Source organism: Nocardia cyriacigeorgica, assembly GCF_005863245.1.
GTDB classification, from domain to species: domain Bacteria; phylum Actinomycetota; class Actinomycetes; order Mycobacteriales; family Mycobacteriaceae; genus Nocardia; species Nocardia cyriacigeorgica_C.
This window is the reverse complement of sequence record NZ_VBUT01000005.1, coordinates 1-26,533: the sequence shown is the minus strand read 5'-3', so window position 1 is coordinate 26,533 and position 26,533 is coordinate 1. Positions and strand designations below refer to the sequence as shown.

General features: G+C 68.4%; 31 protein-coding genes. 21 read left to right on the top strand and 10 right to left on the bottom strand.

From position 1 onward, the window contains the following. The first annotated feature begins 392 nt into the window (after positions 1–392). On the top strand, positions 393–539 hold the full coding sequence (locus FEK34_RS29980; protein WP_171048203.1) for a hypothetical protein: 147 nt from the start codon (positions 393–395) through the stop codon (positions 537–539). Positions 540–551: 12 nt separating this feature from the next. Here FEK34_RS29980 and FEK34_RS13315 read toward each other — a convergent pair whose 3' ends face one another. Beyond that, positions 552–1,154 (bottom strand): TetR/AcrR family transcriptional regulator, encoded by a 603-nt coding sequence (locus FEK34_RS13315; protein ID WP_138448197.1) that lies wholly within the window; start codon positions 1,152–1,154, stop codon positions 552–554. A gap of 98 nt (positions 1,155–1,252) precedes the next feature. Between FEK34_RS13315 and FEK34_RS13310 the strand changes: the two genes are divergently transcribed. From FEK34_RS13310 to FEK34_RS13290, 5 genes are all read left to right on the top strand, one after another. Then, entirely contained in the window at positions 1,253–2,173 is a 921-nt protein-coding gene (locus FEK34_RS13310) for a metal-dependent hydrolase (RefSeq protein WP_138448196.1), read from the top strand. Then, the gene (locus FEK34_RS13305) at positions 2,170–3,216 is read left to right on the top strand and encodes a PDR/VanB family oxidoreductase (protein WP_138448195.1); all 1,047 of its coding nucleotides are present in this window, start codon (positions 2,170–2,172) and stop codon (positions 3,214–3,216) included. Before FEK34_RS13310 ends, FEK34_RS13305 begins: the two co-directional genes overlap by 4 nt. A 65-nt stretch (positions 3,217–3,281) precedes the next feature. Continuing rightward, positions 3,282–4,745 (top strand): flavin-containing monooxygenase, encoded by a 1,464-nt coding sequence (locus FEK34_RS13300; protein WP_138448194.1) that lies wholly within the window; start codon positions 3,282–3,284, stop codon positions 4,743–4,745. After that, positions 4,742–5,629: a short-chain dehydrogenase/reductase gene (locus FEK34_RS13295; RefSeq protein WP_138448193.1), complete on the top strand. Its 888-nt coding sequence runs from the start codon at positions 4,742–4,744 to the stop codon at positions 5,627–5,629. The genes FEK34_RS13300 and FEK34_RS13295 overlap by 4 nt, the downstream gene beginning before the upstream one ends. Positions 5,630–5,710: 81 nt before the next feature. Continuing rightward, positions 5,711–6,607 (top strand): SDR family NAD(P)-dependent oxidoreductase, encoded by an 897-nt coding sequence (locus FEK34_RS13290; protein WP_138448192.1) that lies wholly within the window; start codon positions 5,711–5,713, stop codon positions 6,605–6,607. A 6-nt stretch (positions 6,608–6,613) separates the two neighbouring features. Here the strand turns inward: FEK34_RS13290 and FEK34_RS13285 are convergent, their stop codons facing one another. Together FEK34_RS13285 and FEK34_RS13280 are read right to left on the bottom strand one after the other, a co-directional pair. Next, positions 6,614–7,378, bottom strand: coding sequence for a glucose 1-dehydrogenase (locus FEK34_RS13285; RefSeq protein WP_138448191.1), 765 nt, complete (start codon positions 7,376–7,378; stop codon positions 6,614–6,616). A gap of 270 nt (positions 7,379–7,648) precedes the next feature. Next, a complete protein-coding gene (locus FEK34_RS13280; protein ID WP_138448190.1) occupies positions 7,649–9,511 on the bottom strand; it encodes a helix-turn-helix domain-containing protein in 1,863 nt (620 codons plus the stop codon). A 147-nt stretch (positions 9,512–9,658) separates the two neighbouring features. Between FEK34_RS13280 and FEK34_RS13275 the strand changes: the two genes are divergently transcribed. The 6 genes from FEK34_RS13275 to FEK34_RS13245 all read left to right on the top strand — a co-directional run bounded on the left by FEK34_RS13275 (position 9,659) and on the right by FEK34_RS13245 (position 15,272). Then, positions 9,659–10,786: a zinc-binding dehydrogenase gene (locus tag FEK34_RS13275; protein ID WP_138448189.1), complete on the top strand. Its 1,128-nt coding sequence runs from the start codon at positions 9,659–9,661 to the stop codon at positions 10,784–10,786. Further along, positions 10,783–12,234 carry an NAD-dependent succinate-semialdehyde dehydrogenase gene (locus FEK34_RS13270; RefSeq protein WP_138448188.1) on the top strand — a complete coding sequence of 484 codons (1,452 nt, stop codon included), beginning with the start codon at positions 10,783–10,785 and terminating at the stop codon, positions 12,232–12,234. The genes FEK34_RS13275 and FEK34_RS13270 overlap by 4 nt, the downstream gene beginning before the upstream one ends. 37 nt (positions 12,235–12,271) lie before the next feature. Then, complete coding sequence (locus FEK34_RS13265; RefSeq protein ID WP_138448187.1) at positions 12,272–13,303, top strand: iron-containing redox enzyme family protein; 1,032 nt, start codon at positions 12,272–12,274, stop codon at positions 13,301–13,303. An 18-nt stretch (positions 13,304–13,321) separates the two neighbouring features. Continuing rightward, positions 13,322–13,978: a HemK2/MTQ2 family protein methyltransferase gene (locus FEK34_RS13260; protein ID WP_138448186.1), complete on the top strand. Its 657-nt coding sequence runs from the start codon at positions 13,322–13,324 to the stop codon at positions 13,976–13,978. Further along, positions 13,956–14,159 (top strand): CDGSH iron-sulfur domain-containing protein, encoded by a 204-nt coding sequence (locus tag FEK34_RS13255; protein WP_249359102.1) that lies wholly within the window; start codon positions 13,956–13,958, stop codon positions 14,157–14,159. Before FEK34_RS13260 ends, FEK34_RS13255 begins: the two co-directional genes overlap by 23 nt. A 510-nt stretch (positions 14,160–14,669) precedes the next feature. Further along, on the top strand, positions 14,670–15,272 hold the full coding sequence (locus FEK34_RS13245) for a DUF6328 family protein (RefSeq protein WP_249357909.1): 603 nt from the start codon (positions 14,670–14,672) through the stop codon (positions 15,270–15,272). Positions 15,273–15,509: 237 nt separating this feature from the next. Here the strand turns inward: FEK34_RS13245 and FEK34_RS13240 are convergent, their stop codons facing one another. After that, complete coding sequence (locus FEK34_RS13240) at positions 15,510–15,710, bottom strand: hypothetical protein (RefSeq protein WP_014350682.1); 201 nt, start codon at positions 15,708–15,710, stop codon at positions 15,510–15,512. A 182-nt stretch (positions 15,711–15,892) separates the two neighbouring features. On the opposite strand from FEK34_RS13240, the gene FEK34_RS13235 reads away from it, so the two are divergent. Continuing rightward, complete coding sequence (locus FEK34_RS13235) at positions 15,893–16,300, top strand: alcohol dehydrogenase catalytic domain-containing protein (protein WP_138448185.1); 408 nt, start codon at positions 15,893–15,895, stop codon at positions 16,298–16,300. Positions 16,301–16,367: 67 nt separating this feature from the next. Here FEK34_RS13235 and FEK34_RS13230 read toward each other — a convergent pair whose 3' ends face one another. The 3 genes from FEK34_RS13230 to FEK34_RS13220 all read right to left on the bottom strand — a co-directional run bounded on the left by FEK34_RS13230 (position 16,368) and on the right by FEK34_RS13220 (position 17,930). Continuing rightward, positions 16,368–16,763: a type II toxin-antitoxin system VapC family toxin gene (locus FEK34_RS13230; RefSeq protein ID WP_138448184.1), complete on the bottom strand. Its 396-nt coding sequence runs from the start codon at positions 16,761–16,763 to the stop codon at positions 16,368–16,370. Then, positions 16,757–17,011, bottom strand: a complete 255-nt coding sequence (locus FEK34_RS13225; RefSeq protein WP_138448183.1) for a type II toxin-antitoxin system Phd/YefM family antitoxin — start codon at positions 17,009–17,011, stop codon at positions 16,757–16,759. The genes FEK34_RS13230 and FEK34_RS13225 overlap by 7 nt, the downstream gene beginning before the upstream one ends. Positions 17,012–17,201: 190 nt before the next feature. After that, positions 17,202–17,930 carry a VTT domain-containing protein gene (locus FEK34_RS13220; RefSeq protein WP_138448182.1) on the bottom strand — a complete coding sequence of 243 codons (729 nt, stop codon included), beginning with the start codon at positions 17,928–17,930 and terminating at the stop codon, positions 17,202–17,204. Between the two features lie 110 nt (positions 17,931–18,040). On the opposite strand from FEK34_RS13220, the gene FEK34_RS13215 reads away from it, so the two are divergent. The 4 genes from FEK34_RS13215 to FEK34_RS13200 all read left to right on the top strand — a co-directional run bounded on the left by FEK34_RS13215 (position 18,041) and on the right by FEK34_RS13200 (position 20,565). Continuing rightward, positions 18,041–18,439: a MerR family transcriptional regulator gene (locus FEK34_RS13215; RefSeq protein ID WP_138448181.1), complete on the top strand. Its 399-nt coding sequence runs from the start codon at positions 18,041–18,043 to the stop codon at positions 18,437–18,439. Positions 18,440–18,522: 83 nt separating this feature from the next. After that, the gene (locus tag FEK34_RS13210) at positions 18,523–18,897 is read left to right on the top strand and encodes an ArsR/SmtB family transcription factor (RefSeq protein ID WP_138448180.1); all 375 of its coding nucleotides are present in this window, start codon (positions 18,523–18,525) and stop codon (positions 18,895–18,897) included. Then, on the top strand, positions 18,894–20,000 hold the full coding sequence (gene arsB, locus FEK34_RS13205) for an ACR3 family arsenite efflux transporter (protein ID WP_138448179.1): 1,107 nt from the start codon (positions 18,894–18,896) through the stop codon (positions 19,998–20,000). The genes FEK34_RS13210 and arsB overlap by 4 nt, the downstream gene beginning before the upstream one ends. Positions 20,001–20,139: 139 nt before the next feature. Beyond that, positions 20,140–20,565, top strand: coding sequence for an arsenate reductase ArsC (locus tag FEK34_RS13200; protein WP_138448178.1), 426 nt, complete (start codon positions 20,140–20,142; stop codon positions 20,563–20,565). Positions 20,566–20,628: 63 nt separating this feature from the next. On the opposite strand, the gene FEK34_RS13195 is transcribed toward FEK34_RS13200, so the two are convergent. Together FEK34_RS13195 and FEK34_RS13190 are read right to left on the bottom strand one after the other, a co-directional pair. Further along, on the bottom strand, positions 20,629–21,360 hold the full coding sequence (locus FEK34_RS13195) for a hypothetical protein (RefSeq protein WP_138448177.1): 732 nt from the start codon (positions 21,358–21,360) through the stop codon (positions 20,629–20,631). Between the two features lie 197 nt (positions 21,361–21,557). Beyond that, the gene (locus tag FEK34_RS13190; protein ID WP_249359227.1) at positions 21,558–21,995 is read right to left on the bottom strand and encodes a DNA-directed RNA polymerase subunit beta; all 438 of its coding nucleotides are present in this window, start codon (positions 21,993–21,995) and stop codon (positions 21,558–21,560) included. Positions 21,996–22,313: 318 nt separating this feature from the next. On the opposite strand from FEK34_RS13190, the gene FEK34_RS13185 reads away from it, so the two are divergent. Genes FEK34_RS13185 through FEK34_RS13175 form a run of 3 tightly spaced genes read left to right on the top strand, consistent with a single transcriptional unit; the run spans position 22,314 to position 23,660 of the window. Next, positions 22,314–23,198, top strand: coding sequence for a helix-turn-helix domain-containing protein (locus tag FEK34_RS13185; protein WP_138448175.1), 885 nt, complete (start codon positions 22,314–22,316; stop codon positions 23,196–23,198). Then, positions 23,195–23,401, top strand: coding sequence for a DUF397 domain-containing protein (locus FEK34_RS13180; RefSeq protein WP_138448174.1), 207 nt, complete (start codon positions 23,195–23,197; stop codon positions 23,399–23,401). The genes FEK34_RS13185 and FEK34_RS13180 overlap by 4 nt, the downstream gene beginning before the upstream one ends. 40 nt (positions 23,402–23,441) lie before the next feature. After that, positions 23,442–23,660 (top strand): DUF397 domain-containing protein, encoded by a 219-nt coding sequence (locus tag FEK34_RS13175; RefSeq protein WP_138448173.1) that lies wholly within the window; start codon positions 23,442–23,444, stop codon positions 23,658–23,660. Positions 23,661–23,728: 68 nt separating this feature from the next. On the opposite strand, the gene FEK34_RS13170 is transcribed toward FEK34_RS13175, so the two are convergent. Beyond that, the gene (locus FEK34_RS13170; protein ID WP_138448172.1) at positions 23,729–24,160 is read right to left on the bottom strand and encodes a hypothetical protein; all 432 of its coding nucleotides are present in this window, start codon (positions 24,158–24,160) and stop codon (positions 23,729–23,731) included. 545 nt (positions 24,161–24,705) lie between these two features. On the opposite strand from FEK34_RS13170, the gene FEK34_RS13165 reads away from it, so the two are divergent. Then, positions 24,706–26,400 (top strand): 3-ketosteroid-delta-1-dehydrogenase, encoded by a 1,695-nt coding sequence (locus FEK34_RS13165; RefSeq protein ID WP_138448171.1) that lies wholly within the window; start codon positions 24,706–24,708, stop codon positions 26,398–26,400. The last annotated feature ends 133 nt before the right edge of the window (positions 26,401–26,533 follow it).

The following is a 26,533-nucleotide window of genomic DNA, read 5'->3' as shown; positions in this document are numbered from 1 at the left end:
CGGTGCCTTGTGCGGACAGTCTCCCTGCCGCTTCGTGGATCACGCCGGACACGAAGACCTCCCACTGCAATGAGTCAACACTCGTCTCATATGAATGTTACGGACAGTACTACATATTTTCGGACACCGGCACAGCTCCGTCATCGCGCAGCTGGCCGACGGTTTTCGACCACATCTGCTGCCATACCCGAAACACATCGCCACACACGAGCAGAAACGCGATCTACCCGTTCAGAGCACAATCGTTCACCGAATCAGTGTGACGGCGGTCTCATCGCGAGTACTCGAAGTGGCACCGTACCCCGGCGACCGGGCCACCCGCCGGTTTCCCCGCCGCGAAACCGGACATCCCGTCAGGGACAGCCCGACCGCGCGACCTCGAAGGAGGATTCATGGTTTCCCAGGACACGATCGCGCAGCTGCGCCAGGACATCACCACCGCCGACGACGCCGGCGACACCGCGACCGCGAACCGCTTGCGCGTGGAACTGGAAAAGGCACTCAATGCCGAGGCCGAAGAGGGTGACGACGAGCAATAGACCGGCGACGCGTCAGCCGGTGACGATGGGCACCAGATAGTTGCGGGCGAACTCGCGCATCTGATCATCGGTGTCGAGCGGAATCGAGCCGACCGGCTGCAAGATCAGCGAGTGCACGAAGCGGCAGGCGATCTCGACCCGGGTCCCCAACTCGGGTGAATCCTCCAGCAGACCACGCTCGACCGCCTGCTGGAGCGCCGCCGTACCCGCGGCCGCCGACACCGTGAACGCGGCGCCGCCCTCAGTGGTGAGCTGGGGCAGCAGGCGGTCGGGTTCGGCGGTCAGCATCCGCCGGACCAGGGGATGCTCGCGCCAGCGGGTGACGACGGTGACGAAGATGTCGGCGACCAAGTCGGCGAGCGTGTCGTTGCGCGCCGCGACGTCCTCGAGTTCGGTGAGCACGGCGTTCACTTCGCGCAACGCCACCGCGCGTACGAGGTCGTCGCGGGAACCGATGCGCCGGTAGACGGTCACCCGGTCGACGCCGGCCTTGCGGGCGATGTCCTCGATCGTCGTCTTCTTGATGCCGACGTCGGCGAACTGCACGAGTGCGGCATCGAGGATTCGCGATTCGATCGAATCGACGTCGTCCCTGCTGGCTGCCGCGGTGGTCACAGCTCCCAACGTAGCAACCCGAGGCGGTTGTGCAACATTCTGCCGCGATTTGTTGCTGCAACATTGCAATGCGATTTGTTGCACTGTACGGTCGGCGCATGGCGGAAATCGACGCAACGAGGCGTCCGTACCAGGAAGAAGCGCACGCGATCCACGCCCGCGACGTGCACTTCGACTTCGGGTCGGTGCCCATGCACTACATCCCCGGCGAGGTCCTGGCCACCCACATCGTCAACGTGATGCATCTGGTGCTGCCCGAAGGCGAACGCGCGATGGCGATGGCGTTGGCCGAGGCGCTGCCCCATATCGATGACCCACGGCTGCGCGAGGAAGTGCAGGGCTTCGTCGGCCAGGAGACGATGCACGCCAGCAGCCACGAAGGCGCCCGCAAGCATCTGCAATCACTGGGGCTCGACGCCGAGGGATATGTGCACGCGGTGTCGTGGCTGGTCGATCGGGTGCTCGGCGATCACGGCCTGACCGGTCGGGCCAAGCGCGCCTGGCTGCGCGAACGACTCGGATTGTTCGCCGGGATGGAGCATTTCACCGCGGTGATCGGCGAATGGCTGCTGGAAGCCCGGGTGCTCGAGCAGAAGGGGATGCATCCGACGATGCTCGATCTGGTCCGCTGGCACGGCGCCGAGGAAGTCGAGCACCGCAGCGTCGTCTTCGACGCCTATATGCATCTGGACGGCGGCTATGCCCGGCGGGCGCGCACCGCGCTGCTGGCGACCGCGACGCTGCTGCCGCTGTTCATCGTGTCGACGGCGTATCTGTATCGCAAGGATCCCTCGCCCGACAAGGGCCGGTTCTGGCCGCTGCAATTCGTCAGCGCGACCGCGCGCGGGGTGATTCCGAGCTGGACGGTGTTCTTCACCGAGATGCCCCGGTATCTGCGGCCGAGTTTCCATCCCTCGCAATTGGGTTCGATGGACAATGCGCTGCGCTACCTGGCCCGTTCGCCTGCGGCCCGCGCGGCGCACGAGCCCGGCGCCGACGAGCACCTGGTGGCGTGGTGACGGTGACCGATCGCCCCGCTCCCCCGGCGAGCCTGCGCGTGCTGGCCACGGCCGTCGACGTGTACAAACACCTGTTCGTGGCCGGTCCGGCGGCGCCCCTGCTGTCCCGGCCGAAACCGGTGCGGCGCAGCGGCTTCGAACTGTCCATGGTGCTCGCGTCGAGCAGCATGGCAGCCGAGGACGTGCGAGTTCTCGAGCTGCGCGCCACCGACGGCGGCCCGCTGCCGTTATGGACACCGGGCTCGCACGTGGACCTCGTCCTGCCCTCGGGCAGGCAACGCCAGTACTCCCTGTGCGGCGACCCCGCCGACCGCTACTCCTACCGGATCGCGGTGCGGCGTCTCCCCGACGGCGGCGGCGGTTCGGTCGAAGTCCACGACACCCTGCGCCCCGGTGACGCGATCCGGGTGCGCGGACCACGCAATGCGTTCACCTTCGTCGACGCACCGTCGTACCTGTTCCTTGCCGCCGGTATCGGCATCACCCCGATCCTGCCGATGGCCAAGGCGGCGGGCGCGCGCGGACAGCTCATCTATCTGGGGCGCTCCCGCGCGACCATGCCGTTTCTCGATGAGCTGCCCGCGACCGCCGAGGTCCTGCCGGATGACGAATACGGCACGCCGCGCATCGCGGAGTTGATCGCCCGCGCGGCGCCGGGTGCGGCGGTGTACGTCTGCGGCCCGCCGCCGGTGCTGGCGGCGGCCCAGCGGGTGTTCTTCGAGCTGAATCCCACCGGTTCGCTGCACACCGAACGCTTCTCGGCGCTGCCGGTGGTCGACGGCAGGCCCTTCGATCTCACCCTCGCCCGCACCGGGACGACGGTGCGCGTCGACGCCGGCGAAACCGCGTTGACCGCCATCGCCCGTGCGGTGCCCGATGTCCTCTATTCCTGCCGGCAGGGCTTCTGCGGGACCTGCAAGGTTTCCGTGCTGGCCGGCGAGGTCGATCACCGCGACCGGCTGCTCACCGCAGCCGAACGCAAGGGCCGGATGCTCACCTGCGTGTCCCGCGCGGCCGGCCACTCGCTGGTGATCGATCTCTGATCCCCCTGTTCCCGAGCATTCGACGCACACGTGTCGCGATACGCCCCGACGAGGAGTCCACCGCCATGTCCACTCTTCCCGAGCACACCCGCATTGCCATCGTCGGCGCCGGATTCGGCGGCATCGGGCTGGCCATCAAACTCCGGGAGGCCGGTTTCGACGATCTGGTCGTACTGGAACGCGCCGGCGATCTGGGCGGCACCTGGCAGGCCAACACCTACCCCGGCTGCGCCTGCGATGTGCCCTCCCACCTGTACAGCTATTCGTTCGCACCGAATCCACGCTGGTCACGCACCTACGGCAAACAGCAGGAGATCCTGGCGTATCTGCGCTCGGTGGCGACCGAACACGATGTGGTGCGCCATATCCGGTTCGAGACCGAGCTGACCGCCGCACACTGGGACGAGCAGCGTTCGCACTGGCGCATCGATACCTCGCGGGGACCGATGACCGCGGATTTCCTGATCTCGGCGGCGGGAGTGTTCGCCGAGGCGAAGTATCCGTCACTGCCGGGTCTGGACTCGTTCGAGGGCACCGCCTTCCATTCGCTGCACTGGAATCACGATCACGATCTGGCCGGTGAGCGGGTCGCGGTCATCGGGACGGGCGCCTCGGCGGTGCAGTTCATTCCCGAGATCCAGCCGAAGGTCGGCAGGCTCACCGTCTTCCAGCGGTCGGCGCCGTGGATCGTGCCGCGCCTGGATCGGCGCACCCTCGCGCTGGAGCGGATGATCCTGGATCGGGTGCCTTTGGCGCAGAAGGCGATTCGCGGCACTTGGTACACCCTGATCGAGGGCTTCGGGCTGGTCGGCTTCGTGGACAACCGTTTCCGTCATCCGTATGAGCTGCTGGGGCGCATGCAGTTGCGGCGCCAGATCCGGGACCCGGAATTGCGGAGGAAGGTGACGCCCGATTACATGATCGGCTGCAAACGCGCCATCTTCTCCGACGCCTATCTGCCGGCGCTGGACCAGCCGAATGTCGATGTGGTGACCGATCCGATCGCCGAGGTCAGGCCGCGATCCATCGTCACCTGGGCGGGCGAGGAGATCCCGGTCGACACCCTCATCTACGGCACCGGTTTCGATCCCATTCCCTCGGTGTTCGACCGGTTCATCGGGCGCAAGGGGCGTTCCATCGCGGACCTGTATCAGAAGCGGCCGCGGTCGTACCTCGGTACCGCTGTCGCGGAGTTCCCGAACTTCTTCGCGACCCTCGCACCGTTCGGGGCGGCCGGCAATCAGTCCGCGATCTACATGATCGAATCCCAGATCACCTACATCGTGGACGCGCTGACAATGATGCGAGACAGCGGTGCCCGGCGGGTCGAGGTGCGCCGCCACGTCCAGGACGCGTTCGTGCGCGAGATGGCCGAGCGCAGCGCGTCGACGGTCTGGCTGACCGGCGGCTGCACCAGCTACTACACCACCCCCGACGGTGGCAATGCCGGGCTCTACCCGAACTGGAGTTTCGAATACCGCCGCCGCACCAGCAAATTCGACGCGCATTCCTATGAGGTGACCCGATGATCGACCTGAGATTCACACCCTTCACCGGTCGCGGCAACTACCGGGTCGCCGGACGAACCGCGCTGATCACCGGCGCCGGGCAGGGCATCGGACTGGAGCTGGCCGAGATCCTGTACGCCCGTGGCGCATCGGTGGTGCTCGTCGATATCGACGAACCTGCGGCGCAGGCGGCGGCTCGCGCGCTCGGCCCGCGGGCGCTCGCGCTCGGCGCCGACGTCGCCGACCGGGCGCAGATGGCCGAGACCGTCGACCGCGCGATTGACCGTTTCGGGGCACTCGACATCGTCGTCGCCAATGCCGGCGTGACGCCCGCACCCGCGACCGTGCGCACGATGGATCCGCGCGAATTCGATCGCGTCATGGGGATCAACCTGACCGGCGTGTTCAATACCGTGCATCCCGCGCTCGACGCGGTGATCGCGGCGAAAGGCCATGTGGTCGTGGTGTCTTCCTGTGCGGCATTCGCGCCGGGTATGGGCGGATCGCCGTACATGATGAGCAAGGCCGCCGTCGAACAGTTCGGCCGCGCGCTGCGGGTCGAGCTCGCCGCCGTCGGCGCCAGCGCGGGCATCGCCTACTTCGGTGTGGTGGAAACCGCGATGACCCACGACATGCTCGACGCCGACGAACTCGGCATAGAACTCGACGCCATGCTGCCCTGGCCCCTCAATGTCCGCATCACCGCCGAACACGCCGCCCGCACCATCGCCGACGGCATCTCCCGCCGCGCCGCCCGCACCATCGCGCCCTCCGGGTGGGAGCCCTACGCGTTGCTGCGCGGCGCGGTGAACATCGTCCTCGACAGCCGCCTGGCCGCCGACCCGAAGGTGCACGGACTCATCCGCCGGCTCGAACAACGGGCTCCGGCCCGCATCGGGTCGTAGCCGGGCACTGGGAAGGCCGCGGCAGCAGCGGCGCCGAGCGTATTCTGAGGACGGCCGATCGGACCGACCGAAGGGGACGTCGTGGCGGCGATCGTGATGACGGGCGGCAGTTCGGGATTCGGGGCGCTCGCGGTGCGGGAGATCGCGGCGTCGGCCGAGCCGTTGATCGTCGGTGCTCGCGCTCCGGCGGACCCCGCCGATGCGCTGGATCTGACGCGCTTGGACTCGGTTCGCGCGTTCGCGGAGTCGGTGCTGCGGCGCCTCGGTGAGCCGGGCATCGACGTGCTGGTGTGCAACGCCGGCGTGGTGCGACCCGACGATACCGGCCGCACTCCGGAAGGGTTCGAGACAACGTTCGCCGTCAACCATCTCGCGCACTACCTGCTGCTGCGCCTGCTCACGCCCGCCCTCGCCGACGGGGCCAGGGTGCTGTTGACCACCAGCGGCACGCACGACCCCGAAACCGGTGCGGCACTGGCGACTCCGCGCCACGCCGACGCCGAACTGCTCGCCCATCCCGACCGTGACCCGGATCGGCACACCCGCCCGAAGAAGGCCGGTGAACACGCCTACACCGCGTCCAAACTGTGCGCGGTCCTCACCGTCCGCGCGTTGAACAACGACGCGGACATGCGAGCACGTCGCATCACGGCTCTCGCCTACGACCCCGGCCAGGTGTTCGGCACCGGCTTGGCGCGCGATCTCGCGCTGCCGCTGCGGATCGCGTGGAAGGTCCTCGGCACGCCGGTCGCCGCACCACTGCGGCGTTTCACTCCGACGATGAACACGCCAGAAGCGGCCGGACGAGCGCTGGCAGGCCTGATCCTCGGCACCGTCACTCCCCCGTCCGGCCGCACCTATGCCGCCCTGCGCAGCGGCAGCCTCACCTGGCCGGACCCCTCGGCCCTCGCGCGCGATGACGAACTGGCACAAGCGTTGTGGCCCGACAGCGCGCGCCTGGCCGGACTCGAGAACTGAGCCGGTTCACTGCCCCATGATGTATTCCACCGACGGCCCGGCGGTCCATCCGCCGTCGACGGCGAGTTCGGCGCCGGTGGTATAGGAGGCGGCGTCGCTGAGCAGGTAGGTGACGGCGCCGACGAGTTCCTCGGCCCGGCCCACCCGCTGGAACGGGTTGTTGGGGAAGGCGCCCGGTTCGGGGCTGATGCCGGTGGGCGCGGTCATCGGGGTGTAGACCATGCCGGGGTGCACGGAGTTGACGCGGATGTTCTCCCGCCCCAGCTCCACCGCCGCCACCTTGGTCAGGCCACGCACGCCCCACTTCGCGGCACCGTATCCGCCGGTCAAGGCCATACCGATGAGACCGGCCGCCGAGGAGATGTTGACGATGGAGCCGCCGCCGGCCGCGCGCATGGCGGGCACCGCGGTGTGGATGCCGGTGTACACCGACACCAGGTTGATCTGGATGATGCGCTGGAAGGTGTCCAGTGGTTCGTCGGCCACGGTCTGGCCGGAAGCGGAGATGCCGGCATTGTTGACCAGGCCGCTCATCTTGCCGAACGCGGCGACGGTGGCGTCGACAGCGGCCTGCCAGTCGGCCGGATCGGTGACGTCGAGATGCACATAGCCGGCCTTGTCGCCGAGCGAGGCGGCGACCGCCGCGCCTTCCTCATCGAGCAGGTCGCCGATCATCACCCGGCCGCCGGCGGCCACGATGCCGCGCGCGAACGCTTCACCGAGCCCACGCGCGCCACCGGTGACCAGGACAACTTTGTCAGCGAGATTCATGGGGAGATCCTTTCGTTCCGCGGTGCCGATGCGGCACCGCTCGGAGGTTCGGTGCGCCCGAACATGGCGCGGGCGACAGCGGCGGCCGCGTCCGCGCAGGACAGCCCGTCACACACCATGTGGGTCATGCCGGCGCTGACGAACACCACCGCCTGACCGCAGGCCACGGTGGTGGCGATGGCGGCTTCGACGGCGCCGATCCGGCGGGGCGACGCCGGACCGGATGATCGCGGAGCCTACGCATTAATGGCAGCCACTGCCGTTATCGGTCTACTGAGTGGGAGACGACCGCAATTTCCAGACCCGCAGCGCCAGGTGCAGGTCCAGGCGGCGGGTGTTGTCGAGCCAGTCGTCGCCGAGCAGATCCGCGATGCGGGCCAGCCGCTGCCGCACCGTATTGCGGTGGATGAACAGCCGAGCGGCCGTGTCGGCCAGGGCAGCATGGGTTTCCAGGTACGTCCAGGCGGTCTCGGTGAGCGCCGTCCCGTGCACGCGGTCGTAGTCGATCAGCGGTGCGATCTCGCCGAGTGGTTCGTACTCGGCGCCGAGCTTGCCCGCCGCGTCGAGCAGCAGACCGACCGCGCCGAGGCGCGCGCCGTCGAGACTGCCGCCCGCGCGGCCCAGCAGGACCAGCGTCGACAGCGCCCGTTCGGCCTGCCGATGGGTCGCGGCCACAGTATCGAGACCCGCGGCAGGCCCGGCGTACCCGATGGTCGCGAGCACACCGTGGGCCGCGAACTCCCGTTCCAGCGCCGCGACCGTGTGCTGCCCGTCGGCGACGAGGACGCACAGATGCCCGCCGTGCTCGGCCACCAGTGCCCGGCTCGCCCCGAGCGCCCGCCGGACGTGCGCGTCGATGCGCCGGTGGTCGGCGCCGTGGGTGTCGATGACGATGCTGGTCAGCCGATCGCCGGGCCGCAGACCGAAGCGCGCCGCGCGCCGCTGCACCTGCTCGGGGTCCGCCCCGCGCCCGGAGAGGATGTCGTCGAGCACCTCGAACTGCTGGCGCTGCGCGGAATCGTGGGCGACCTGGTCGAACAGGCGAAGCACGGTCAGGAAGATCGCGAGCCGCTCGAGCAGCCCGTCCTGCGCCGCGGGCATCGAGCCGGCCAGCACCAGCGTCGCCAGATGCGTGCCACCGGCCTTGGCGGGCACCAGGGTGCGGTCGCGCAGCACCCGTGGTTTCCCGGTGGCGATCACGCCGGCGAATTCCGCGCCGCCTACCTGTTCGGCGATCGCCTCGACCCACTCGTGGCCTTCCGGGTGGGCGGCCAGCACTCCGCCCGCCGGATCGAGCACCGCGGCGGGCGCCGCGAGCACCTGATGGGCGAGCTCGACGAATCCGGCGAGTCCGCGCCCGCCGACGACGGTTTCGATCAGCCGTTCATCCAAGGCGATGACGTCCTGGAGCTGGCGCACCCGGCCGACGTGGATGTCCTGCTCGGTCGCGAGATCATCGAGCGCACTGGTGATCTCGGTGAAGCGTTCGGCATTGTCCAGCGCGACGGCGGCGTGTTTGCCGACGGTGTCGATGAGGTCGATCACGGTGCTGGGATAGCTGCGCGGCGACCGGTCCGCGATCAGCAGCGCACCGATCACGCTGCCGTGCAGGTTCAGCGGTACCCCGAGGATCGCGCGCACACCTTCGGCGCGGACGATGGCGTCGATGTGCGGCAGGTGCACGATATCGGGGTCGGCGAGATAGTCCGCCGACTGATACGGCGACAACCCGGCCGCGGCCTTGCCGAGCACGCCGGTGCCGATGGGCATCCGGATGGTCCGGTAGGCCTGGGTGATCACACCGTCGGATTTGCGGATGTAGGTTTCGCGGGTGCGGTAGTCGTTGAGGCTGATGTAGGCCATATCGCTGCCGGTCAGCAGCCGGGTGCGGCGCACGATGGCGGCCAGCACCGCCTCCACGTCGCGGATTCCGGTCAGGTCTGTCGCGGTGTCGTGCAGCACCCGCAGCAGTTCTTCGCGTTCACGCCGTTGCGCCAGCCTGCGGTGGATGCCGCGCGCGGCCGCGGCGGTGGCCTCGGTGATCTCGTGCCGCCGCAGCGCCTCGGCCAGCCGCGCGTCGAGTTCGGCCTCGGTGAGGCCCGCATGGATGTCCTCCAGCAAGGAAAGATCCACGGTCGGCTCCCATCTGTGTGCGCGGCGCACACTGAACTCCCGAATGAATGTACGGCCCGATCATGTACAGGCGGTGATCGCGGCCATATCTTGGAATCGCTCGCCCGCGCCCGGCACCGCCGGGCCCATCACGACGTCAGGGAGCCGATGAAGATCACCGGAGCAGTCCTCGAGGAATCCGGCCGGGCCCGGCCGTTCGCGCGATCGCGGCCGATCACCGTGGGTGAGGTCGAACTCAGCCCGCCCGGACCCACCGAACTGCTGGTCCGCATCGAGGCGGCCGGCGTGTGCCATTCGGATCTGAGTGTGGTCGACGGTAACCGCCTGCGTCCGACGCCGATGCTGCTCGGCCATGAGGCGGCGGGCATCGTGGAAGCCACCGGCGACGCGGTCACCGACCTGGTGCCCGGCCAGCGGGTGGTGATGTCGTTCCTGCCGCGCTGTGAACAGTGCGAGGCCTGCGCCGAGGACGGGCGGCTGCCGTGTTCGGCGGGCACCCTCACCAACAATGCGGGCGAACTGCTGCACCATTCGCGGCACCTGACCCGGGACGGCGAAACCGTGCACCACCACCTCGGCGTCTCCGGGTTCGCCACCCACGCCGTGATCGACCGCGCCTCCGCGGTCCCGGTCGACGCCGATATCCCGCCGGATATCGCCGCGGTCCTCGGTTGCGCGGTGCTCACCGGCGGCGGTGCGGTCCTGAATGTGGCCACGCCGGCGCCGTCGGATTCGGTGATGGTGGTCGGGCTCGGCGGTGTCGGCATGGCGGCGGTCATCACCGCGAAGGCGCAGGACGTCCGCCAGATCATCGCCGTGGACACCGTCGCGGACAAGCTCGAACAGGCCAAGGCTCTGGGCGCGACCGAGGTCTACACCCCCGAGCAGGTCGCCGAGAACGGGATCAAGGCTCGCTACGTCATCGAATGCGCCGGCCATCCGCGCGCCTTCGAAACCGCCTTCGCCGCAACGCGATCCGGCGGCACCACGATCACCGTCGGCCTGCCCGCTCCGGCCGCGCGGGCGTCGATCTCACCGTTGACGATCACCGCCGAAGCTCGCACCGTCGTGGGCAGCTATCTCGGATCGGCGGTCCCGGCCCGCGACATCCCCCGGTACGCGCAGATGTGGCGCGAGGGCAAACTGCCGGTGGACAAGCTGATTTCGTCGCGGATCGCGTTGACCGAGATCAACGAGGCGATGGACCTGCTCGCCGACGGCTTGGCGATCCGCCAGGTCATCATGTTCGACCGGACCGGGCAGGAGAACGCATGACCGCCGCCGACCAGGCATTACGAGATCTGCCCACCGGGCATTTCATCGACGGCCACTGGACCGACGACGCCGCCACTCTCGCCGTCGAAAACCCCGCCACCGCAACAACACTCACCCACGTCGCGGACGCCGATCCGGCCACCGGCCTGGCCGCTCTCGACGCCGCCGTGCGCGCCCAAGCCGGCTGGGCCGAGACCGATCCACGCGCCCGCAGCGACATCCTGATGGCCGCGTTCACACTGCTGCACGAACGAGCCGAGCAGTTCGCCACCCTCATCACCCTCGAGATGGGCAAACCCCTCGCCGAGGCGCGCGGCGAAGTCGCCTACGGCGCGGAATTCCTGCGCTGGTTCGCCGAACAGGGCGTGCGCGCTGCGGGCAGCTACCTGCGCGCCCCGTCCGGCGGCAACCGGATCATGACGCTGAAACAGCCCGTCGGCCCGGTCTTCGCCATCACGCCGTGGAACTTCCCGCTCGCCATGGGCACCCGCAAGATCGCGCCCGCGCTCGCGGCGGGCTGCACGGTCGTGATCAAGCCCGCCCCGCAGACCCCGTTGACCACGCTGGCCTTGATGACCGTGCTCGACGAGGCCGGCCTGCCGCCCGGCGTGGTGAACTGCGTGACCACCTCGTCGGCCCCGCAGCTGTCCCAACCGATCATCACCGACCCGCGCCTGCGCAAGCTCACCTTCACCGGCTCCACCGCCGTCGGCCGCGCGCTCACCGCCCAAGCCGCCGAACGCATGCTGCGGGTATCGATGGAACTGGGCGGCAACGCGCCGTTCGTAGTGCTCGCCTCCGCCGATCTCGATCGCGCCGTCGCCGGTGCCGTCGCCGCCAAGATGCGCAATACCGGCGAGGCCTGCACAGCCGCCAACCGGTTCCTCGTCCACGAATCGCTGGCCGAGGAGTTCGGCCGACGCTTGGCCGACGCCCTGGCCGCTCTGACGGTAGGCAACGGACTGGACGCCGGCACCGACGTCGGCCCGCTCATCGACGCCGCCGCCGTCACCAAGGTCAGCGCCCTCGTCGACGACGCCACCGACCGCGGCGCCCGCGTGCTCACCGGCGGCAAGACCCTCCCCGGCCCCGGCCATTTCGTCGCACCGACCGTGCTGACCGATCTCGATCCGGCCTCGGCGATCCTGCGCGAGGAGATCTTCGGACCCATCGCCCCGATCCGCACCTTCGCCACCACCGACGAGGCCGTGGCCATGGCCAACGACACCGACGCCGGGCTCATCGGCTACGTATTCGCCGAGAACATCGGCGAGGCGCTCACCGTCTCCGAACGGCTCGACACCGGGATGATCGGCCTCAATTCCGGCGTCGTCTCCAACCCCGCCGCGCCCTTCGGCGGGGTGAAAACCTCGGGTCTGGGCCGGGAAGGTGGCGCCGAAGGGCTCGAGGAATACCTGGAAACCAAGTACATCGGGATTGCGCTGTGAGCTGATTGATCACCACGGCACCGGGTATGCGGGCAGCATGTCCCCTGTGATCGAGGACCATTTCGTGCTGCCCCGCCCCCGCGGCCCGCTGTCGGAGGCCGTGATGCAGACGCTGCGCGGGCAGCCGGGCAACCCGGTGCCGCCCGCCGGGCACGTCGATCCGTACGGCGACGATCTGCACCTGGCCCTGCACACCTGCTACGAGCTGCACTATCACGGCTTCGACGGAGTGGATCCGGACTGGGAATGGGATCCGGGGCTGCTGCGGCTGCGGGCCGAGATGGAGCGGGCCTGGTCGGAGGCCCTGCACGACGACGTCCCCGGCGGCCACGACCTCGACGGCGAGCTCGAGCACCTGCTCACCGCGCCGAGGGACGCCCCGGGCGTGGCCAGGCAGCTGCGCGAGCACCCCGACTGGACTCATCTGCGCGAATACTTCGTGCACCGGTCGATCTACCACCACAAGGAAGCCGACCCGTACGCCTGGGTGATTCCGCGGCTGCGCGGCCAGGCCAAGGCGTCGCTGGTGGCGGTGGAGTTCGACGAGTTCGGCGGCGGGCGCGGCGAACGCGTCCACGCCCGGCTGTTCGCCGACCTCCTCGAGGGCGCCGGATTGGACTCCGGGTACCTGCACTACCTCGACGCCGTGCCGACGCCGATGATCGCGCTGGTCAACACCATGTCGCTGTTCGGGCTGCACCGCAAGTGGCGGGGTGCGCTGGTCGGCCATTTCGCCACTGTGGAGATCACCTCGCCGCCGGGATCGGCGCGGCTGGTGGAGATCTTGGAGCAGATGGGCGCCGACCCGGCGTGTGTGCTGTTCTACCGCGAACACGTCGAGGCCGACGCCGTGCACGAGCAGGTCATGCGCGACGGCGTCATCGGCGATCTGGCCACTCGCGAACCCGCGCTGGTTCCGTCGATCGTGTTCGGCATCCAGGCGACGAATCTGCTCGAGGATCGCTTCGGTGATCATGTGGTGGATTGCTGGCGCGCCGGGCGCAGTTCGCTGCTCGATCCGTCGGTGTTGCCCAGCGCGCCGACGACCAGCGGGAATGACCGGACGTAAACGGGTTATCCCCCACCCATGAGACTCATCAACGCCCCCGGCGTCTACCGGCCGCAGGCCGACTCCTGGCTGCTCGCCCGCGCCATGACCGAGGCCGGCCTGGCCCCCGGCGGGCGGGTGCTCGATCTGTGCACCGGCACCGGCGCCGTCGCGATCGCGGCGGCCAAGGCCGGCGCCGCCTCGGTGACCGCGGTCGACATCTCGCGCGCGGCCGTGGTCTCGGCCTGGCTGAACATCCGGCTGCGCAGGCTGGCCGTGGAGCTGGTGCACGGCGATTTCCGCACTGTCATGCACAATCGCCGGTTCGATGTGGTGCTGGCCAACCCGCCGTATGTCCCGGTCGCCGACGGTGCCCGGTCCCGCGTGGGCGCACGGGCGTGGGATGCCGGCCATCACGGCCGGGACCTGCTCGACCCGCTCTGCGCGCGGTTGCCGAGTCTGCTCGACCTCAATGGGGTCGCTTTGCTGGTGCAGTCGGCGATCAGCGGACCGCACCTCACGGTGTCGCGATTGAAGGCGGGCGGGTTGAAGGCGGCCGTGGTGGCGCGCACCCGGATTCCGTTCGGGCCGATCATGCGGTCGCGAGCGCATTGGCTGGCCGAGCAAGGTCTCATCGAACCAGGTCAGCGACATGAGGAACTGGTGGTGATCCGTGCCGACCGAACCAAGCCCTGAACCCACCCGCGTGCGGTTCACCGCCGACGGCCCCGCGCTCATCGACGGCCCCGTCGAGCTGATCACCGCCGACGGGCGCACCGTGCGCTCGGACAGATTCCAGGTCGCGATCTGCCTGTGCAAGCGATCCACGTGCTACCCGCTGTGCGATACCAGCCATCGCAGGCACCGGCGGGAGTGACTGTCGCCGCTTCCCCACGGCGGTGATCTCGTGGTCGGCGCGACATCGTCGGCGCGCCGACCGACGAGTGACACCGCCTGTCCCGGCGATCATGCCGCCGGGACGTCGCCGGGCGGACGGAGTCGACGCCGTTGTCGAGCAATCCGCTCCGACCGGCATTCAGGGAGTTCCTTCGGGCGGGCCGGCGCCGTTGTCTCGACGCCCTGCCTACAGTCGCGTAATTCCCTGTCCGACCGGCACGAAACAGGGGTTCGCGCAGTGCCTCACCGGCGTCGAGCCGCAGTCTCGCGCCGATTGGTCTTCTCGATGGCGTCGATGAGTTCGGACTCGGGCATCGTCCAGCGACCGGTGCGTGCCCGGCGCACCAGCACTGAATCGCCGGTCCTGGCGCTCGGGAGGGACCGCGTCGCTGCGGTCGACTGACCCGCCGTCGAGGGAATGACCTGGTCCGCTGCGGGTACGCCGCAAGCAGGTCGAGCAGGTCGTCGCGAGTGAGCACAGAGGAAAGCCATGCCGGTACGTCGCACACATTCCACGGGCAACGCCCGGCCGCGACGGGCGGGCCCTCGGCGCGGCAGCACACCCGCGGGCGCCGATCACGACACCTGGAACTGGCACGCCCGAGCCGAGACCCCCACCCAGCGACTCGACCGCAACTGGGCGCACCTGCTGCAAGAGCTGCGCGTCTTGCAGACCGGCGTGCAATTGCTGACCGGTTTCCTGATGATCCTGCCGTTCCAGCCCTCGTTCGATTCGCTCGACACCGGGATGCGCGGGGTGTACCTGGTCACCGCGGGCGCGGCGGTGGGCGGCACCATCTTCCTGGTCGCGCCGGTGTCGTGGCATCGGCTGCTGTTCCGCAGGCACCGATTGCAGACCATCGTCACCGCGGCCCACCGGTGCACGCTGGCAGGTCTGGCGCTGCTGGGTGTGGCGATGTGCGGGGTGACGACGCTGATCGTGGACGTCGTCGTCGGGCCGGTCGCGGCCATCGTCACCGGAGCCGCGACGGCGGTGGTGTTCGTCGCGGTCTGGCTGGTGGCGCCGATGCGACGGCGATTGGGCGAGATGCACGCGGCCCGCGGCGTCGCTTCTCGGCACAACGGGCGCTGAGTCGCACCGGACCCGTGACTCGCAGCACGCCCGTGACTCGCAAAGGGCCGCAGACCATCGCAACCGGCCCGGTAGAACGCAACAGAGTGCAGTCGATCTCAACAGCCCACACCACCGGTACACAGCAACGGACCCGGCGTGCGCACGTCCCCGGAGGGGTTCGGGAGACGTGGCAACGCCGGATCCGTGTCGGGTCGCCGCTACGCGCGGCGACCGTCGGCGTCCGCTGGCAGGCGGTCAGTGCCCGCCGTGGCTGTGCTGCCCACCGCGCGCCTTCGCTTCGGTCGGCTGGGCTTCCGCGCCCTTGCGACCGGCCTGGCTCGGGTCGGCGGCGTTGCGCTCGCCGAAGCTACCCGTGCTGGCCTGGCCGCCGCGGCGAGCCTGCTCTTCGGTGTCCGGGCGATTGCCGAACTGCCCAGGATTCTTGGAGTCTGCCATCTCGTACTCCTTTCTGGTTCTGAGACCGTCACCGGCCTCGAGGGGTGCGATTCCCGGTCCGCGATGGGCTAATCACCGATGCCGCGACTTTTTCTCCCGGAATTTCCACCGGCGAACCGGTTGCCCGGCAACATAACTCGACACCCGCGCATGACCTGGTCCGATACAGGTAGCCCGGCACCATGCGCGCGCTGACCGTGGATCCGACCAGCTCCGAATCACTGCGCCTGGACGAGCTGCCCGACCCCGAACCCGGCCCGGGTGAACTCCTCGTCGACGGCGTCGCGGTCGGGGTCTGCGGCACCGACCGTGAGATCGCCGACGGCGCCTACGGCTGGCCGCCACCGGGTAAGGGCCGGCTCATCCTCGGCCACGAATCCCTCGGCCGCGTGGTCAGTGCACCCGACGGCAGCGATGTCGCGCCCGGCGACCTCCGCCACTACCGCCTCGCCGCCGACGCTCTCGCCGCCGCCGACCCCACATGGCTCGACCGCCTCATCACCCGCCGCCTGCCCCTGACGAAATACGCCGACGCCTTCACCCACGACCCCGATGACGTGAAAGTCGTCATCTCCCTCGATGAGCCCTGAGAACCCACGCCCGACCGCGCCTACGCGCCCTGAATACACGACTCCGGCACCTGCCCACGCCGGCCGTTCAGAGTTTGATGACCTGCAATCCGGGCATATGGTCGTAATCCGCGTCCTGGGTAACAACTGGGATCTCGTGCGCCAACGCGGTGGCAGCGATCCAGCTGTCGTTGATCGGCGCCTTTCGTCCTGCGGCCCGGAGTCGGGACACCAGCAATGCCCATGTCTCCGAGACCATTTCATCGATCCCGATGGGTTCGAAGCGCTGTGCGAGCTGGTAGGTGGACAGCCTCCGCGCTGCGGACTCCGGATCCCTGGCGTTGATTACTCCGAGTCGTAGTTCGCCCAGGGTAATAACCGATACACCCCACTCATAGGCCTCAAACAACGACGAGTCGTAACGCTGAGCTTCCAGGCCGATGAAGATCGATGTATCGGCGATCGCACGTTGTGCTTCTACCATGGCAGGTCGTCAGTAGTGTCGGACAAAGTCTCGCGCAGCTCCTGAGCCAGTCCTGTGGTATCCGGCCCGAGTCGTAGCAACTCCTGCACGACCTCCGAGGCAGGCACCCATTGACGCCGGCGGGGAAGCGGAATGATCTTCGCGACCGGGCGGTTGTCCTTCAAGATTTCGAACTCTTCACCGGCTTCGACACGCCGCAACACCTCAGCGGTGTGATTGCGCAGGTCACGGGCAGGAAGGGCGCTCATGCTACGAGCGTAGCCGACTACTACGATCGTAGCCAGCTGCGATTGAGGGTTGGTGCCGTCGTCGGGCGCGACGACGCCAGCTATCTCCGCCGCCCGCCTCGCCGTCACCGGCGGCCGGCTCATCCTCTGAGGCCGGGGCTCGGCGGCCCACCGGCGATCGCGAGTCGGCTGACGTGCCCGCCGGTGATCCTCAGGACCGCACGGACTCCTCGGCGTCCGCGGTGTCCGGCTCATCGGACGCCGAACCAGCAGACCTGCTCGCCAGCATCCGCTTACCCACCTCGATGACGATCGGCAGCACCGACACCGCGACGATCAGCAGGAAGATGAGGTCGATGTTGTCGCGCACCACCGCGATCTGGCCGAGCAGATAACCGAGGTAGGTGACGCCGGCGCCCCACAGCACGCCGCCGACGACGTTGTAGAGCGCGAACACCGGATAGCGCATGCCGGAGGCCCCGGCCACGACCGGCGCGAATGTGCGCACGATGGGCACGAAGCGTGCCAGCACAATGGTGATGGGCCCGTGCTTTTCGAAGAATGCGTGCGATTCGTCGATGTACTTCTTCTTGAACAGCCGCGCATCGTTGTTCTTGAACAGCGCGGTGCCGCCGCGTGCTCCGATGAGGTACCCCACTTGGTCACCGGCGATGGCGGCCAGCGGAATCAGGATCAGCAGCAACCAGATCGGCGCGAACGGCTCGATCTCGGTGGATTTCGAGGCTGCGATGAGCCCGGCCGTGAACAGCAGCGAATCGCCCGGAAGCAGCGGGAACAGTAGCCCGGATTCGATGAACACGACAGCCAGCAGGCCGACCAGCATCCAGGTACCGAAGGAGTTCAGCAGGTTCACCGGGTCCAGGAATCCGGGCAGCAGCGCCAGGTGGGTGATCGACTCGGCCGACAGGTAAGTGCTCATCGGGATCCCACAGTAACACGCGCAACTGTATGGTTCGGGTAGCGTGACGCTCCTCGCATGCCGGCCCCGGCACGCGCTGTATCGTTTCACCGCCGCGCGAAAGGAGGCCCATGCCCGACACTTTGGTCCGCATCGGCGAATTGGCCACCCGCGCGGGAGTCAGCAACCGGACCATCGACTACTACACCGGTCTCGGCTTGCTCACCCCCGCCGAGCGCACCGCAGGCGGCTACCGCCTCTACCACCCCGCCGACGTCGACCGCATCCACCTCATCCAGCGCCTGGAAGGCCAGGGCATCCCGCTCGAGGAGATCGCGGCCGCCCTCCGCGCCCGCCCCGGCGACACCGCCAAAGCCCTCGCCCAGCTCGACGGCGACCTCAAGAACCTGCAAACCGCCGCCGAATCCGCCCCCGCCGAAATCCAGGGCCTGCTCAACATCATCGCCGCCCGAGTGCACTCCCTCGTCTCGGTAGCCCTCGAGATCCAACCCACCCTCCCCCTGCTGTGAGCGTGGCGGCGCTCGGCCCGCAGATCCTTGCAGTTCAGCGGTTCCGGTTTGCGTACTGATTCGATACCCGTCAATATCGATGCATGTCGAAGTCGGAGCTGGACGTGATTCCGGAGCAGGCGTGTGTCGGGGCGCCGTTGACGCGGGAGCCGATGGACGCTTCTGCTGCGGCCGAGCTGGCGGCGGTGTTCAAGGCGCTGTCGGATCCGGTGCGGCTGCGGCTGCTGAGCAATATCGCCGCGCGGGCGGGGCAGGAAGCGTGTGTGTGCGATCTGTCCGAAGGTATCGACCTGAGTCAGCCGACGATCTCCCATCACCTGAAGGTGCTGCGCGAGGCCGGGCTGCTCGACAGCGAGCGACGGGCGTCGTGGGTGTACTACCGCGTCGTCCCGGCGGCGTTGCGGCGACTGTCGGAGGCGCTGCTGGTGGAAAGCGGCGCCGCGGAGGTGCGGGCGTGAACGTCGGCACCGACACCGCAGCACCGGTCGTCGCCAAGCTGTCCACGCTCGATCGATTCCTGCCGGTGTGGATCGGCGCGGCAATGCTGGCCGGGCTGCTGCTCGGGCGGATGATTCCAGGACTCGGCGATGTGCTGGGCGCGGTGGAGATCGATGGGATCTCGCTGCCGATCGCGCTCGGCCTGCTCATCATGATGTACCCGGTGCTGGCGAAGGTCCGCTACGACCGGCTCGGCACCGTCACCGGCGACCGCAAACTCCTGCTCGGCTCGCTGGCCTTGAACTGGGTGCTCGGCCCGGCGCTCATGTTCGGGCTGGCCTGGTTGCTGCTGCCGGATCTGCCGGAGTACCGGACCGGGCTGATCATCGTCGGGCTCGCGCGCTGTATCGCGATGGTCGTCATCTGGAACGACCTCGCCTGCGGTGATCGCGAGGCCGCCGCCGTCCTCGTGGCGCTGAACTCGATCTTCCAGGTGATCATGTTCGCCGGACTCGGCTGGTTCTACCTGTCGGTGCTGCCCGGTCGGCTCGGCCTCGAACAGGCCACCATCGACGCCTCGCCCTGGCAGATCGCGAAATCGGTGCTGATCTTCCTCGGCATCCCCCTGCTGGCCGGTTTCCTGACCCGGCACTTCGGCGAAAAGGCCAAGGGCCGTTCCTGGTACGAGTCCACCCTGCTCCCCCGGCTCGGCCCGTGGGCGCTGTACGGACTGCTGTTCACCATCGTCATCCTGTTCGCATTACAGGGCGACCAGATCACCTCCCATCCCCTCGACGTGGTGCGCATCGCCATCCCGCTGCTGATCTATTTCGCGATCATGTGGGGCGGCGGCTATCTACTCGGCGCGGTCATGGGCCTGGGTTACGAACGCACGACCACCCTCGCGTTCACCGCCGCCGGCAACAACTTCGAACTCGCCATCGCGGTCGCCATCGCCACCTACGGGGCAGCGTCCGGACAGGCGCTCGCCGGTGTGGTCGGACCGCTGATCGAGGTCCCCGTCCTGGTCGGCCTCGTGTATGTGTCGCTGGCGCTGCGCAGTCGCTTTGCCCCGGCAGGCGCCGAGGCGGAGACGTCCGTCCGTGTTCGGAGTACGTCATGATCTACCGACGAATACCGATGGCGGCACCGCGACCGCGCCCGAATCCGACGCCGCCACGCCACCGTGGCATGAAACCCACTGTCACCGCGCATATTCCAGACAATCACGCCCCGCCGCCCTCATCGAAGGATCCGCTGTCATGACAAGCACACCCAGCGTCCTGTTCGTCTGCGTGCACAATGCGGGCCGCTCCCAGATGGCCGCCGGATTCCTCACCCACCTCGCCGGCGACGCCATCGAAGTCCGTTCCGCCGGCAGCGCCCCAGCAGCATCCATCAACCCGGTCGCGGTCGAGGCGATGGCCGAACTAGGCATCGATATCTCCACCCAGCACCCGAAAATCCTGACCCCCGAGACCGTCGAAACCTCCGACGTGGTGATCACCATGGGCTGCGGCGACGCCTGCCCCTTCTTCCCCGGCGTGAGCTACCGCGATTGGGTCCTCGACGACCCCGCGGGCAAGGGGATCGAGGCGGTCCGCCCGATCAGGGATGAAATCAGAACCCGCGTCGAGGCACTGATCGCCGAACTCCTTCCGGCACGCAACCCGATCGACGCCGGCTAGATCAACCCCCGCGGAGCAATCAACGATTCCGAGCCTGGCCAGACCGATAGCCGACGCGCGAATTCACCGCCCGATCGCCCCGCCCCGCCAGGGCGCGGTGAACCGCGGCGACGACGGATCACGCGGTGGCGTGAGGCGCACGGTCCCGGCGTGCACCGCCGCCACCATCGCGTCGAAGCCCTGCCAGTGACGGTGGTGATGCAGGGCTTGCTCGTCGGTGACGCCGCCGGGGCTCGACTGCTCGCGCTTGTATCGCACGAAGTCGGCGGTCAGCAGCGCGACGTGTTCGCCGTAGGTGTAGTGCATTTCGTCCGCGTCAGGGTCGGCGGGGTGACCGGCGAGGAGGTCTTCGGCGTGGCAGTCGATGAGCCACACGTAGAGGTCGAGTTGACCGGCGAGGCGGGCGAGCATCGGGCGGCGCCCGGAGTCGAAGTGCCGCACCCACACCGAAAGCACCGCCACCGCGGAATGCACGAGAGGATCATCCACCGGATCAACCGCGCAGAACACGCGGAACAACCGGCCGGCGTCCGGGAGCAGCACCCGCGCAGGCCGGGCCACGCCAAAGCCGTTGCCGCCTGCCCGCATCGGAAGCGATTCCCTCGCGAAGCCGCTGCCCGCGTTCCCGCCGCTATCCGCCCCCGCACCGCCGCCAGCCCCCGCACCGCCGCGCCCATCCGCTCCGCCGTCGCCATCCCCCGCCGCGCCATCGTCAGCCGTCCCCACCGCGCCGCCGCCACCCGCCCCCGCCGCGCCGTCGCCACCCGCCCCCGCCGCGCCGTCGCCATCCCTCACCGCGCCATCGTCAGCCGTCCCCACCGCGCCGCCGCTAACCGCCCTCGCCGCGCCGTCGCCATCCCCCGCCGCGCCATCGTCAGCCGTCCCCACCCCGCAGCCGCTAACCGCCCTCGCCGCGCCGCTATCCGCCCGCACGGCGCCGCCGCCATTCCTCGTCGCACCGCCGCCCCGCGCGATCTCATCCCCACTGTCCCTCATCGCGCCGCAGGCCCGTCATCGAGCAACCGCAGATCCACCGTCCCCGCCGGCAGGCACCGGCTCACCGCCGCCACCACCAGCGCCCCCGACGGCCGGAACTGATCACGCAACGGTTCCACCCACTGCCGCATGCTGAACGGCCGATCCCCCGGCGACGGCAACGGAATCTCCCCACCGCGCCGATGCACCGCGACCCGCGCACCGTACAACTGCGCCAGCAGCCGATCCGATTCGGGCAGATCCGGCCGCACCAGAAACATCCACGTCCCCGACCGCGGGTGAGAGATGATGGGCCCCACCGCACATCGCCGCGCGTGCAGGTCGGAACGCACCGCCTGCCCGAGCACCGACGTCATCCGTAGCGCCCACACCGACCCCGCGGGCATCACGATCCGCCCGCTCCCGGGCTGGACGACAGCAGCCAAACCACACACCCTGCGGTAGAACTCGCACCGCGAAGCAGGAGTGTCACCAAAAGCCATGCGCTCCATGAGCAGACCTCGAGTCAGGTAGTCGGAAGTTGGGTGCGCCCGGCCCGGTGGATGACCGACACCGGGAACGGGAGTTGCGGAGGGGTCCGGGTGGCGTCTCCCTGCCGGGCGCATCACTAGGAGAGCATCTCCAGGCCACCCTGAGACGGACGAATTGAATATTCAAATCAGTTCGCTCAAAGCACCACGATCATCCTCGGTTTCGCGACATCATGGATTCAAAACCGCCCCCGATAGAACTCAATTCAGAGGAGCCGCAAGATGTCCGAGGAATCACCCACCTTGCTCCGGCGCCAACTCGGACGATTCCTCAGAGAGTGCAGGGAGGGCCGGGGCCTGACGATCGCGGCAGCGGCCGTCGAAGTTCAGCTGAGCACGGCCGCGTTGCAGCGGATGGAAACCGGCCGCCCGCAGAAGCTGCGCAAGCAGGACGTCCGGGCGTTGTGCGAGCTGTACGAAGTCCCGCCGGTTGAGACGGAGCAGGCTGTCGACTTGGCCATCAAGGCCGCAAACAACCCAGAGGTCACTGCGTTTGTCGGAATGTTCAGCAACGCATTCAACATGTACGTCGGCATGGAGACCTCGGCTCGACGGCTCCTGTCCTACTGCGAACAGGTGCCGGGCTTGTTGCAGACCCCGGAGTACGCCCGCGCCTTGATCGCTGCCTTCCCCGGATACGAAAGCCAGGACGACATCGACCGACGACTGCTGGTTCGGCTCAAGCGGCAGGCGATCGTGACCCGTAAGACGAATCCACTCCAGTTGGAGGTACTCCTCCACGAGTCAGCCTTGCATCGAGTCGTCGGCAGCCCACGAATCATGTCCGCGCAGCTACGGGAACTGGCCGAGAGCAGCAAGCGCGACAACATCACGCTCCGTGTTCACCCCTATTCGGCTGGGCTGCCATGGGGCCTGATGACAGGCCCCTTCGTCATTCTTGATTTCGGAACCGATACCAGAGGCAACCCGGTCGAACCCCCAGTGGTCTACCTGGACGGCGGCATGAGCAGTGACATGTACCTGGAGAGACGAGAAGACGTGCAGCGTTACACTGAGCTCGCTGACTTCATCCGACACCAAGCGCTGGATGAGGCAAGAACGCGAGACCTGCTCCGGCAGGTAGCAAGGGAGCATGACCAGCGGTGAATGTCGACCTATCCGGGGCGCGGTGGTTCAAGAGTCGTCACAGCGAATCAAACGCCCAGTGCGTCGAGGTCGCCCACTTGGGCGCCGGAATGGTAGGCGTCCGCGACTCCAAGAACCCCACCGGCCCAGCGCTCGTCTTCGCGCCATCCGCATGGGACGCGTTCACCGCCGCCATCCATAACGGCGAACTCGGCCGCGACTGAGCGCAGGGGCCAGATCGCACTCAACAAGGGAGCCTGACAGGTGTCCGACAACTACTCCGTCGACCTATCCAACGCGGTGTGGCGCAAGAGCACCCGCAGCTCGGGAAGCAAGGAATGCGTCGAAGTCGCGTTCGTCGACGGCAATCACGTAGGCGTCCGCGACTCCAAGAATCCCACCGGCCCAGCGCTCGTCTTCGCCCCCACCGCGTGGAACGCATTCACCACTGCGCTGTCCAGCGGCAAATTCGGCCGACAGTGAACTCGGTGGGGCGGCGGACATATTCGTCGCCCCACCGAGTACGCGCCGCGCAGACCAGCAGCGTTCCGCTACGGCAGCGGCAGGCAGGAACTTCCGGCGTCGATCCCCTGCCCCTGCACATCGACCTCGATGTACTTCGACGAGGTGTACTGCCCTTCCTTGAACTGCTGGGCGGTGATGTTCTGCTTTCCGGTGTACTTCGGGATCCATTCGAACGTCGCGGTCCCGTTCTCCGGGTGATACACCGCTTGCCCGAGGCGATCCCCATTGCCGGGCACGGCACCACCACTGTTGATGATCGTGATTTCGCCGGCTTCGGCGGGCGGCGCGTCGACGGTGGCGGTCACGGTGTAGGCGCATCCGGCGCGTAGCCCTTCCGGCCCGGCGGCCACACTCACTCCGGTCACCGCGGCCCCGGCTCCCGGCGCGGCGAATGCCGTCGCCAGTCCGAGAACGCCGAGCGTCGCCGCGAATCCGAAGCGCCTGACGTGAACATTCACCAGTGATCCCTTTCGTCGTCCGAACCGATCGACCCCGAGTCTGCCACGCACGGCCTGCCGACACGCCCATGACCAGACATCGGCACCCTGCATCCTGCGCGCCCAGTGCGCACGGCCGCGTCGCCTATCGAACACCCGATCCGGACCAGCGACGCGGGTGCGGTACGCGTCGGGGATTCCCGCGAGTTCTCCGCGAACCCGAGGGACCACGCATGTCATCACCGGCATTCCCGACCTCCCGCTCCCACTGACCGGGAAGCGGCGATTGAACACGCTCAGCGCCTTCGGAGGGGGTGCGGCCCGCGGCCCCCAGCAGCTTCCCGCACAGCGGGATCAGCGGTCCGATAGCGGCGCACCGCCCGTAGCGTGTGCTACGTCACGCGGCGGCTCCACCGCGCGGTCGCACTGCCGACCGGCGACGAGCGGCGGCCTGACCGGCGTGGCCGTGCCGGGTTCGCGCGGCGGGTTCTCCGCCGGAGGGTGCCGTCCTGCGGTCCGACGCCGAGCGCGTCCCCAGCGCTCATATCAGAAGAAGGAGTACACCATTGCGCACCCGTTCCGCACCTGCCCCAACGATCGGTGATACCACCGTCGACCTGCTGGTCGTCGGCGCCGGCACCGGTATGGCCGCCGCGTTGACCGCGAACGAGCTGGGGCTGTCCACCCTCATCATCGAGAAGACCGAGTATGTGGGCGGTTCGACGGCGCGCTCCGGTGGCGCCTTCTGGCTGCCCGACAACCCGATCCTGCGCGAGGCGGGCGCCGGTGATTCGCAGCAGCGGGCCGAAACCTACCTGCGTGCCGTGGTCGGTGATTCGGCCCCGGCCGAACGTGGCAAAGCCTTCGTCGAGAATTCCGCCGCCACCGTCGAGATGTTGCAGCGTGCGACACCGATGAAGTTCTTCTGGGCCGAAGGCTATTCGGATTACCATCCCGAGCTTCCGGGCGGGTCCGCGGTGGGCCGCACCTGCGAATGCCGGCCGTTCAACGCGTCGGTGCTCCGCGCCGAGCGCCGGCGGCTGCGGCCCGGCCTGATGGAAGCACCTGTGCCGATGCCGACCACGGGTGCCGACTACAAGTGGATGAATCTGGTGGCGCGGGTCCCCAGCAAGGGCATTCCCCGCATCCTCAAGCGACTCGCGCAGGGCGTCGGTGGTCTCGCGTTGCGCCGTGAGTACATGGCCGGCGGCCAGGCTCTGGCGGCCGGTTTGTTCGCCGGTGTGGTGCGCGCGGGGATCCCGGTGTGGACCGAGACGAGCCTGGTCCGGCTCATCACCGACGGCGATCGCGTCACCGGCGCCGTCGTCGCCCACGGCGACCAGGAAGTCACCGTGACCGCCCGGCGCGGCGTGGTGCTCGCGGCCGGCGGTTTCGACCACGATATGGCGATGCGGCGCAAGTACCAGTCCGAGCGGCTAGGCGAGCACGAAAGCCTCGGCGCCGAAGGCAATACCGGTGATGCGATCCGCCTCGCGCAGGACACCGGCGCGACGACCGGCTTGATGGATCAGGCCTGGTGGTTCCCGGCGGTCGCGGCGCTCCCCGGAGGAGCACCCACGGTGATGCTGGCGGAGCGTTCGCTGCCCGGCTCCTTCATCGTCGACCAGACGGGCCGCCGGTTCATCAACGAGTCCATCGACTACATGTCGTACGGTCAGCGCATCCTCGAACGTGAGCGCGCAGGCGACCCTGTGGAGTCGACCTGGATCGTGTTCGATCAGAAGTACCGCAACAGCTACATCTTCGCCGCCGGGCTGTTCCCGCGTCAGCCGCTGCCGCAGTCGTGGTACGAGGCCGGCATCGCGCACAAGGCCGACGATCCGGCCGAGCTCGCCCGCAAGATCGGGGTGCCGGAGCACACGTTCGCCGAGACCTTCCGCCGTTTCAACGAGGACGCGACGGCCGGGACCGACAGCGAGTTCGGGCGTGGGCAAAGCGCGTACGACCGCTATTACGGTGATCCGACGATCCAGCCGAACCCGAACCTGCGGCCGCTGACCAATGGACCGTTCTACGCGGTGAAGATGACCTTGAGCGACCTCGGCACCTGCGGCGGAGTTCTCGCCGACGAACGCGCCCGCGTACTGCGTGAGGACGGCACCGTCATCGACGGTCTCTACGCCATCGGCAATACCGCCGCCAATGTCTTCGGCCGCACCTACCCAGGAGCCGGCGCCACGATCGGCCAGGGGCTCGTCTTCGGTTACATCGCCGCGCGAGACGCCGCCGGAAAGCCGTAGCGCCTCGACGCGAACGCAATTCGCCGCCCGGACTCCATGAGCCGGGCGGCGAATTGTTTTTTTGCCAGGTCTATAAAGACCGAAAACCTGTGGAAACGACGAAAGCCCCCGACCGTGGTCGGGGGCTTTCGTG